Below are 8,003 nucleotides of genomic sequence, written 5' to 3'. Positions count from 1 at the left end.
TCATCTAAGTCTGAGAGACTACGATGCTCAGGTGGGTGAAGCCATGGCCATGGTCAAAGCGCTTAACCGGATCACGCTATTAGGAATGCCGAACAGTATTCGCATCACGTAACAATCGACCCGTATGGGGCGCAGTCGTTACATGTTCTGATTTATTCAACAAAGCCGGTCCCGGATGATCGATACGATGCGAAAACGTGATCGACCTTAGATGCGAATCGATGATTGATCGCATGCGAATATGCAGCAAGACGCTCGGATATTCAAAATCATCCGAAATGCACGATAGGATTATCGGTACTTACATCGAACGCGAGTACCACGTTTGATGCTACATCAACTCATTGAATACACGACCTACCCAGATGGTGGTGGTGTATGGACTATTTGCGGTGGTGTAACGCGGGTAGATGGCAAGCAGGTAGTGAAGGGCATGAAGCTGACCGCTGAACGGTGCGCAAAAATTGATGCCATAGAGAAGAAAAAGGCGCTCGATTGGGTGGAGCGCAACGTTAGAGTGCCGCTCAACGAGCCTCAGAAAGTCGGCATTGCCTCATTTTGTCCTTGGAATATCGGCCCCGCTAATTGCTTCACATCAACGTTCTACCGCAAATTGAATGCAGGCGATGTGATTGGTGCCTGTAAAGAGATTAAGCGCTGGATTTGGGACGGTGGCAAAGATTGCCATATCCGCTCAAACAACTGTTACGGGAAGATGGAACGGCGCAAGCAGAAATCTGAATTAACCTGCTGGGGGTTGGATAAATGAACACTGCTACGCAACTTGTTGTTTTCCTGTTAGCTCTGGCGTCCATCGTCGGCGCGGGTACCTGGCTGGCTGCGCGCCACTACCAACCCACCATTGATAACCTCAATAATCTGCTGACAGCATGCAAAACGGAGAAGCGCCAGCAGGGGGCGGCGATATCAGCCCAAAACAACGGCGTGGCGGCATTAAAACTTTTAGCAGACCAGCGAGAAGCCAACGCAAAAGCAAAACAAGAGGAAGCACGCAAATCGGCACAAACGGAGTATGCCGCCGCGAATGCCGTTCTGTCTGAACAAACGCAGGGTGAAGTATGCGCGGTTGCGTCAGCGGCGTTTGATGATGAGCTACGGCGGGAGCGTTCGAAATGAAGCGCGTAATTCTGGTGGGTATTTTGGTGCTGGCGGGTTGTGGTGAAACGCCGCGCCCGGATCCTGTTTATGTCGAGGTTAAAGTCCCTGTACCGGTACCGTGCAAAACCACCGATGTATCAAAACCCGCGTTCGCTGTTGACCAGTTAAAAATAGGCGCACCCATTGATCAGCAGATGCGGGTGTTACGTGCAGAACGTCACCAGCGCATAGGCTACGAGAGGGAATTAGAAACGGCTATTTATGCGTGCCGTTATTAGCAGGTTGCAATCCTCGAAAAAAGCCGTACAGGACGCTTAAATTAATGCGGGTACTTAATCGGGTATATTAAATATTAATAAATATAATTTTATTTAATATCAATATATTGATATTTTAATTTATCTCCCACTTCAGGAGTGCTATGCGGGCTTTGCTATCGGAGCAAGTATCCTGCTGGGCTACGGTTTACAAACCTATGGCCTGCAAACCATCACCAGCAGCCAATCAGCGTTTATTACCGCGCTGTATGTTCCTCTGGTGCCGCTGCTGCAATGGCTGGTGCTACGGCGACGCCCCGGCGTCATGAGTCTGGTGGGTATTGTTTTCGCGTTTGTCGGCCTGATGCTGTTTGCAGGACCCGATGCGTGCCATCTCAGTATGAGTCAGGGCGAATGGTTCACGCTGCTCAGTGCGCTGGCGATTGCGGCCGAAATCATTCTTATCGGTCATTTCGCCGGGAAAGTCGATGTGCGCCGGGTGACTACTGTACAGTTGCTGACGGCGGGACTGCTATCCCTGCTGTTAATGCCGGTAACCGGTGAGTCGTTGCCCGCCTTCTCCTAGGCATAGTTGCTGGGCGGCATCTGCCTTGGTGCCGCCAGCATTGTGATTCAACTGACCATGAACTGGGCGCAAAAGGCAGTGTCCCCCACGCGAGCCACCGTCATCTACGCCAGCGAACCGGTCTGGGCGGACATTGTCGGTCGTCTTGCCGGTGACCGTTTGCCCTGCTTAGCGATTGTGGGTGCCGCGCTGATTGTTATCGTGGGGCTAGTCAGCGAACTGAAACCTGCACAGTGGCTACGCCGCAAGAAAGTGGCTGCCTGTAGCACAGAGCGCGAAGGGGTATAACAATGGCTGAGGGGGCCGACCCGACTGGCATTTCAACACGGCATCGCGCAAAAACCCTGCTGCCGGGCAGCACAGACCACGATCAGCGTTGCCGTTAGCAGCACCAAAAGTGCCGGAGAGAATGCCGCAACGCCCATGCTGTCCAGCAACAGTCCGCCAATGATACCGCCGCCAGCAATCGCCAGGTTCTAGGCCGTCACCAACATCGATTGCGCCACATCGGCCGCCTCTCCGGCGGTTTTGGCGATGGCGGTTTGAAACAGCGTTGCCGCGCCGCCGAATGCCAGCCCCCACACCGCTACTGCCGTATACACCACGACAGGCATATTACCCGCAACACCAAGCGCCAGTACAGACAGACCGAACAATAGCATGCTGGTCAGGGTCAACGCACGCAAATGCCGATCAATCAGTACGCCGATGATCCCGATCCCCAGCAACGAGGCGACGCCAAACACCAGCAGTATCACGTCCGTGCGTTCGACCATGCCCGCCGCCGCCAAGAACGGGGCAATGTAGGTGTAAAGGATCTTGTGCGCCAGCACAAACGCCAATACCACGAACAGCACCGGACGCACCCCGGCGATGATAAATACGGCTCCTAACGACAATCGCTTGCCCGCAGACTGCCCGGCAAAGTCGGGAGCCTGAACGCGCACCCACAGCATAAGCAGTAACGCCAATGCGCTCATGATGCCAAAACACATCCGCCAGCCCACCAAATGGCCTAAAAACGTTCCAGCTGGCACGCCGAGCGACAGCGCCAAAGGCGTGCCGACCATGGCGATAGCAATAGCGCGTCCCTTCTGGTGGTCCGTTACTATGCGTGCTGCATAACCGGCCAGCAATGCCCACAATAGCCCGGCTGAGACTCCCGCAAGAAAGCGAGCCACCATCGTCAGGATATAGCTGCTGGAAAATGTCGTAACGGTATTGGCAATCGCGAAACACGCCAGGGCCGATAACAGCAGTGGACGCCGTCGCATGCCTTGCGTGGCCGCCATCAAAGGGATCGCCGCAACCAGCGAGCCGATGGCATAGAAGGTGACGGTCTGACCCACCTAGGCTTCGGACACCGCAAGGCATTGTGCCATTTGCGATAATAGCCCCGCAGGCAGTTCTTCTGTCAGGATAGTGATAAACGCTGCCGTGGCTAACGCCAGCAGTGAAGCTAACGGCAAGCGCTCCTGTTTACGGGATGTCATTGTGCTTCCCCCTGCGCCTCGTACACCGCATCACGCAGATCGGTAACGAAACGGCCCGACATGCCTTCGTACAGCGTATTGGTAAACGCCACGACGCTCAGCCCGCGCGCGCGATCCACAAACCAGGCATGACCGTAAGCACCGCCCCAACGCTAGGTTCCCGGCGATTCTGGCGAATCCGCAAGCTGGGGATCGCGTAACACAGAGAATCCCAAACCAAAACCGAACCCCGGCGCATTATGCAGTTCCAGTCCACAAGTCTGGTCGCGACCCATCTCCTCAATCAGAGCATCGGGTAATAGCGCACCGCCGCCCTGACGCAGGGTTTCGAGCAGGTAAAGAAGATCTCTGGCGGTACCCGCCATGCCTGCGCCGCCTGAAGGAAAGGCTTCAGCATCGAAGATTCGCGCCGGGCTATACGTAATACCGACCGCCCCCTCAAAGGCAGAAACGATTTCGCCTTCAGCCAACTGATGGGGTTGCGTTGTGTCATTCACGTAGGCCGTCGCCACACGTAACGGATCGTCAACGACGAAGCCGGTATCCATCATACCCAGCGGGCCGGTCACAAGTTCACGTACCGCCTTGTCCAGTGACGAGCCCTGAACACGCGCAATCAAGGCCCACAGCACATCCGTCGCCAGTGAGTACCCCCAGGTGCTGCCCGGCGCATACAGCAGCGGCACGCTGGCGAGACGACGCAAATTCTCATCCAGTGTGATGCCGGACGCATCCATACCATCTGATACCCCAGCCTGCACGTAGGGGCTATTCGCGTCCGCCTCAAAGAAGCGGTAGCCCAGTCCAGCGGTATGGCTGAGCAACTGCCGCACCGTGATCGGCGTGGCTGATCCATCGGGCAACCGAGGCTGAAATTCGGGCAGCCAGCGAGAGATGTCGTCATCCAGACCGAATTTTCCCTGAGCCACCAGCACCAGCGCCGCCGTCGACACAATGGGTTTACTCACCGACGCCAGCCGAAAGATCGTGTCCAACGCCATCGGCTGTGTGTGTTCACGATCGGCACATCCGGCCGCCTGCTGGTAAATTAACGCACCATGGTGCGCCACTAAGACAACGCTACCCACCAGACGATGCGTCTCCAACGCCTGCTGGATAACATTCTGAATGCGGGTGGAGAGATGCGCAGAGGGAGCACCTGAGCGCAGGGGAGAGAGAGGAGTCGTCACGGTAAAGTCCTTGATGTCATCGGTTGCTAAATCGGGCATACCTTGACGATAGAGAACTTGTGACTCAAGAAAAAGATGGATACAGTTCCTTGCGATGCGGAATAAACTGTCAGCAATGGGAGGGCGATATGGACAGCCTTAACGGCTTTGTGGTGTTCGTGCAGGTGGCAGAAACACGCAGCTTTGTGGCAGCGGGGCGGTTGCTGGGGGTGTCAGCCTCGGCCGTTGGCAAGAGCGTGGCACGTCTGGAAGAAAAACTGGGCGTACGCCTGTTCCATCGCAGCACGCGTAACATTACCCTGACGGCTGAGGGCACCCTGTTTCTGGAGCGCTGTCGGAGCATTCTGGCCGAGATCGAAGCCGCCGAGTTGGATCTACAGGCCAACGGCACGCCGCGGGTGCGCCTGCGAGTGCGCCTGCGAGTGAGCCTGCCGCTGGTCAGTTCGCTGGTACTTCCGGTACTCAGTGAATTTATGCATACGTATCCAGATATCAAGCTGGATCTCGATTTCACCGATCAGATCGTCAATGTGATCGAAGAAGGCTTTGATGTGGTGGTGCGCACCGGTGAGCCACACGACTCGCGCCTCACCGCTCGTCGGCTTGGCGCCTTCCTCTCGTTGCTGGTCGCGTCTCCCGACTATCTGGCGCGGCAGGGCACACCGCAGGTGCCTGCTGACCTGCTGCGATATCGCTGCCTGCACTATCGCTTTCCCCACAGCGGCAAGCTGGAACCGTGGGCGTTACGACTCGCTCCCGGAGAGCCACCGTTGCAACTGCCCACCGCGATGATCTGCAACAACATAGAGACGCGCGTGTGCTTCGCACTGCAAGGGTTGGGTATCGCCTATCTGCCGGACTTCTCTATTTGCGATCCGCTGGCCAATGGCCGATTACAGCCCATTCTGGTCGATTATGTGGAGCGCACAGGCGTTTTTCACGTTCTGTAGCCCGCGAGCAAACATCCGTCGCCGAAGGTACGCGTACTGGTCGATTTTCTGTGCGAGCGGGTGTTTCCCGGTTCGTAAGCTTACGCCTTGATATCTGAAGGTACATGCTCTGTCATAAAGCAGCGATCGGGGCTGAATGGGTAGCAAACGTTCACGTTGACCAGATGTGGGACAAAAAAAAACCGCCAGCAAAGCCGACGGTGTTTTTGGCAGGGAAGTGCTTATTTCACGCGGGAAACGTATTCGCCAGAACGCGTATCCACTTTGATCACTTCGCCAATCTGAACAAATAACGGCACTTTCACCACGGCACCTGTGGTCAACGTTGCCGGCTTACCGCCAGTCCCTGCTGTATCGCCCTTCAGACCCGGATCGGTATCCACGATCTCCAGTTCCACGAAGTTTGGCGGCGTTACCGAAATCGGTTGGCCGTTCCACAACGTCACGATACATTCAGCCTGATCCAGCAGCCATTTGGCGTTATCGCCAACAGCTTTGGAATCAGCGGCCAGTTGTTCAAACGTTTCATTGTTCATGAAATGCCAGAACTCACCGTCGTTATACAGGTAGGTCAGGTTCATATCGACCACATCAGCACTTTCGGCGCTGTCGGTGGATTTGAAGGTTTTTTCAATCAGTTTGCCGGTCAGCAAACGGCGCATTTTTACGCGCGCGAAAGTCTGCCCTTTACCTGGCTTAACGAATTCACTGGATTCGACAGCGTAAGGCTCGCCTTCAAACATGATTTTAAGACCGGAACGAAAATCGTTGCTAAAATAAGTCGCCATAAAGGCCCTCTACTATTTGATACTGGTACTCAGCCAAAAAATGGCACACATTGTAACCCTAAAACCCCATCCCAGAGAAGATTGGTTGCATCAACTTGCGGATGTCATTACCGACCCTCTCCAACTTTTGCACTTTTTGGCGCTGGATGACCACCCTGAGCTACGTAAAGGGGCACAAGCGCACACGCTATTTCCCCTACGCGTACCTTGGTCCTTTGCCGCGCGGATGCGCAAAGGGGACCCTCTCGATCCGCTATTGCTGCAAGTACTGACTGCACAGGACGAATTCGAGGTAACCCCCGGGTTCAGCGTCGATCCGCTTGATGAACAGCACAGCGTGGTGCCTGGATTACTCCATAAATACCACAACCGCGCCTTGTTGCTGGTCAAAGGCGGCTGTGCGGTCAACTGCCGCTATTGCTTCCGTCGCCACTTTCCCTATCAGGACAATCAGGGCAACAAGAGCAACTGGCGTCACGCGCTGGACTATATTCGCCAGCATCCTGAACTGGACGAAATTATTTTCTCCGGGGGCGATCCGCTGATGGCGAAAGACCATGAGTTGGACTGGCTTATCACCGAACTGGAAACCCTTCCCCACGTGCAGCGCCTGCGTATTCACAGCCGGTTGCCGGTGGTGATCCCGGCGCGAATTACCGAGGCGTTGTGTCAACGCTTATCGCAAACGCGCCTTCGCGTACTGCTGGTGACACACATCAACCATGCCAACGAAATTGACAGCGAACTGAGTGAAAGCATGGCACGTTTGCGTCAGGCTGGCGTTACGCTGCTGAATCAAAGCGTATTGCTGCGCGGCGTGAATGATAACGCCTTGACGCTTGCGGCGCTGAGCAACGCGCTGTTTAACGCAGGCGTACTGCCTTACTACCTGCACGTGCTGGACAAAGTACAAGGCGCAGCGCATTTTCTGGTGAGCGATGAGGAAGCACGCGACACCATGAAAAAACTGCTGTCGCAGGTCTCCGGCTATCTGGTACCGCGTTTGACGCGCGAGATTGGCGGAGAAGCCAGCAAAACGCTGCTGGATTTGCAGTTGCTGAAGCCCAACTAACAGAAATTCTTCACAGACGGCAGCTCAGCAAGCATCCGCCTGTGAAGGCCTGTCGCTTAGGGGCAGTGATAAACCTGCCCGACCAGCTTGCTATCAAGCGGTGCAAAGCTCGACCACAAGCTTTCGCTGGAACTGGTGGCGCCATATATGACGTTACCGCCGAGCGCCGCCGCCTTGTTACGCAGATCGTTGGCCGCGCCGCGCTGAGCGTTACCCTCATAATGACCCGTTAACCAAGTGGACTGCGAGCCTGTCACCTGCCCCACCAGACGGCATTCGCCGCCGGGTTGCTTATCAGTAAACTTGACCGACTGCCCGGCTGAACTCAATTCCTTTCTGGTGCTGCATCCTGCCAGTAAAACCGCCACGGCGATGGGCTTTGTTGAATAAATAGATTTTATGCTGGCAGCCCAGCGAAACGACGGATCCTCGCAACGTAAAATCATGCAGTTAGGCCTCATGAGAAAAGTGTACACCTGAGATGACAAGCATTTTCAACCAAAACTGGCACGGAAAAACAGCATGATTACCTATTATTCAACAAAGCC

Annotated in this window: 6 protein-coding genes and 6 pseudogenes; 8 read left to right on the top strand and 4 right to left on the bottom strand. The window is 55.2% G+C overall.

Translation table 11 applies throughout. The features are described from left to right. The 6 genes and pseudogenes from QZ506_RS04310 to QZ506_RS04285 all read left to right on the top strand — a co-directional run. Positions 1-112, top strand: a pseudogene (locus QZ506_RS04310) (IS5/IS1182 family transposase); the annotation flags it as partial. Between the two features lie 124 nt (positions 113-236). Next, a pseudogene (locus tag QZ506_RS04305) lies at positions 237-329 on the top strand (IS1 family transposase); the annotation flags it as partial. Beyond that, a complete protein-coding gene (locus QZ506_RS04300) occupies positions 329-769 on the top strand; it encodes a lysozyme (RefSeq protein ID WP_291969316.1) in 441 nt (146 codons plus the stop codon). The pseudogene QZ506_RS04305 and the gene QZ506_RS04300, both read left to right, overlap by 1 nt. Then, a complete protein-coding gene (locus tag QZ506_RS04295; RefSeq protein WP_291969314.1) occupies positions 766-1,137 on the top strand; it encodes a hypothetical protein in 372 nt (123 codons plus the stop codon). The genes QZ506_RS04300 and QZ506_RS04295 overlap by 4 nt, the downstream gene beginning before the upstream one ends. Further along, the gene (locus QZ506_RS04290; RefSeq protein WP_291969312.1) at positions 1,134-1,397 is read left to right on the top strand and encodes a hypothetical protein; all 264 of its coding nucleotides are present in this window, start codon (positions 1,134-1,136) and stop codon (positions 1,395-1,397) included. Before QZ506_RS04295 ends, QZ506_RS04290 begins: the two co-directional genes overlap by 4 nt. Before the next feature lie 145 nt (positions 1,398-1,542). Then, a pseudogene (locus QZ506_RS04285) lies at positions 1,543-2,250 on the top strand (DMT family transporter); the annotation flags it as partial. Positions 2,251-2,282: 32 nt separating this feature from the next. On the opposite strand, the pseudogene QZ506_RS04280 reads toward QZ506_RS04285, so the two are convergent. Then, positions 2,283-3,455 (bottom strand): annotated as a pseudogene (locus QZ506_RS04280) (MFS transporter). Then, a pseudogene (locus tag QZ506_RS04275) lies at positions 3,452-4,684 on the bottom strand (serine hydrolase domain-containing protein). Before QZ506_RS04275 ends, QZ506_RS04280 begins: the two co-directional pseudogenes overlap by 4 nt. Positions 4,685-4,773: 89 nt before the next feature. Between QZ506_RS04275 and QZ506_RS04270 the strand changes: the two are divergent. Next, a pseudogene (locus tag QZ506_RS04270) lies at positions 4,774-5,673 on the top strand (LysR family transcriptional regulator). 143 nt (positions 5,674-5,816) lie between these two features. Here the strand turns inward: QZ506_RS04270 and efp are convergent. After that, positions 5,817-6,383 (bottom strand): elongation factor P, encoded by a 567-nt coding sequence (gene efp / locus QZ506_RS04265; protein WP_291969310.1) that lies wholly within the window; start codon positions 6,381-6,383, stop codon positions 5,817-5,819. Positions 6,384-6,423: 40 nt separating this feature from the next. Here efp and epmB point away from each other — a divergent pair, with 40 nt between their 5' ends. Then, positions 6,424-7,455 carry an EF-P beta-lysylation protein EpmB gene (epmB, locus tag QZ506_RS04260; protein WP_291969308.1) on the top strand — a complete coding sequence of 344 codons (1,032 nt, stop codon included), beginning with the start codon at positions 6,424-6,426 and terminating at the stop codon, positions 7,453-7,455. Between the two features lie 56 nt (positions 7,456-7,511). Here the strand turns inward: epmB and QZ506_RS04255 are convergent, their stop codons facing one another. Then, positions 7,512-7,901, bottom strand: a complete 390-nt coding sequence (locus QZ506_RS04255) for a DUF4156 domain-containing protein (protein ID WP_291969306.1) — start codon at positions 7,899-7,901, stop codon at positions 7,512-7,514. Positions 7,902-8,003 lie beyond the last annotated feature (102 nt).

The organism is Candidatus Symbiopectobacterium sp. (assembly GCF_020054415.1).
Taxonomy (GTDB): domain Bacteria; phylum Pseudomonadota; class Gammaproteobacteria; order Enterobacterales; family Enterobacteriaceae; genus Symbiopectobacterium.
The sequence above is the reverse complement of the archived record's forward strand: the minus strand, read 5'-3'. Positions and strand labels throughout refer to the sequence as shown.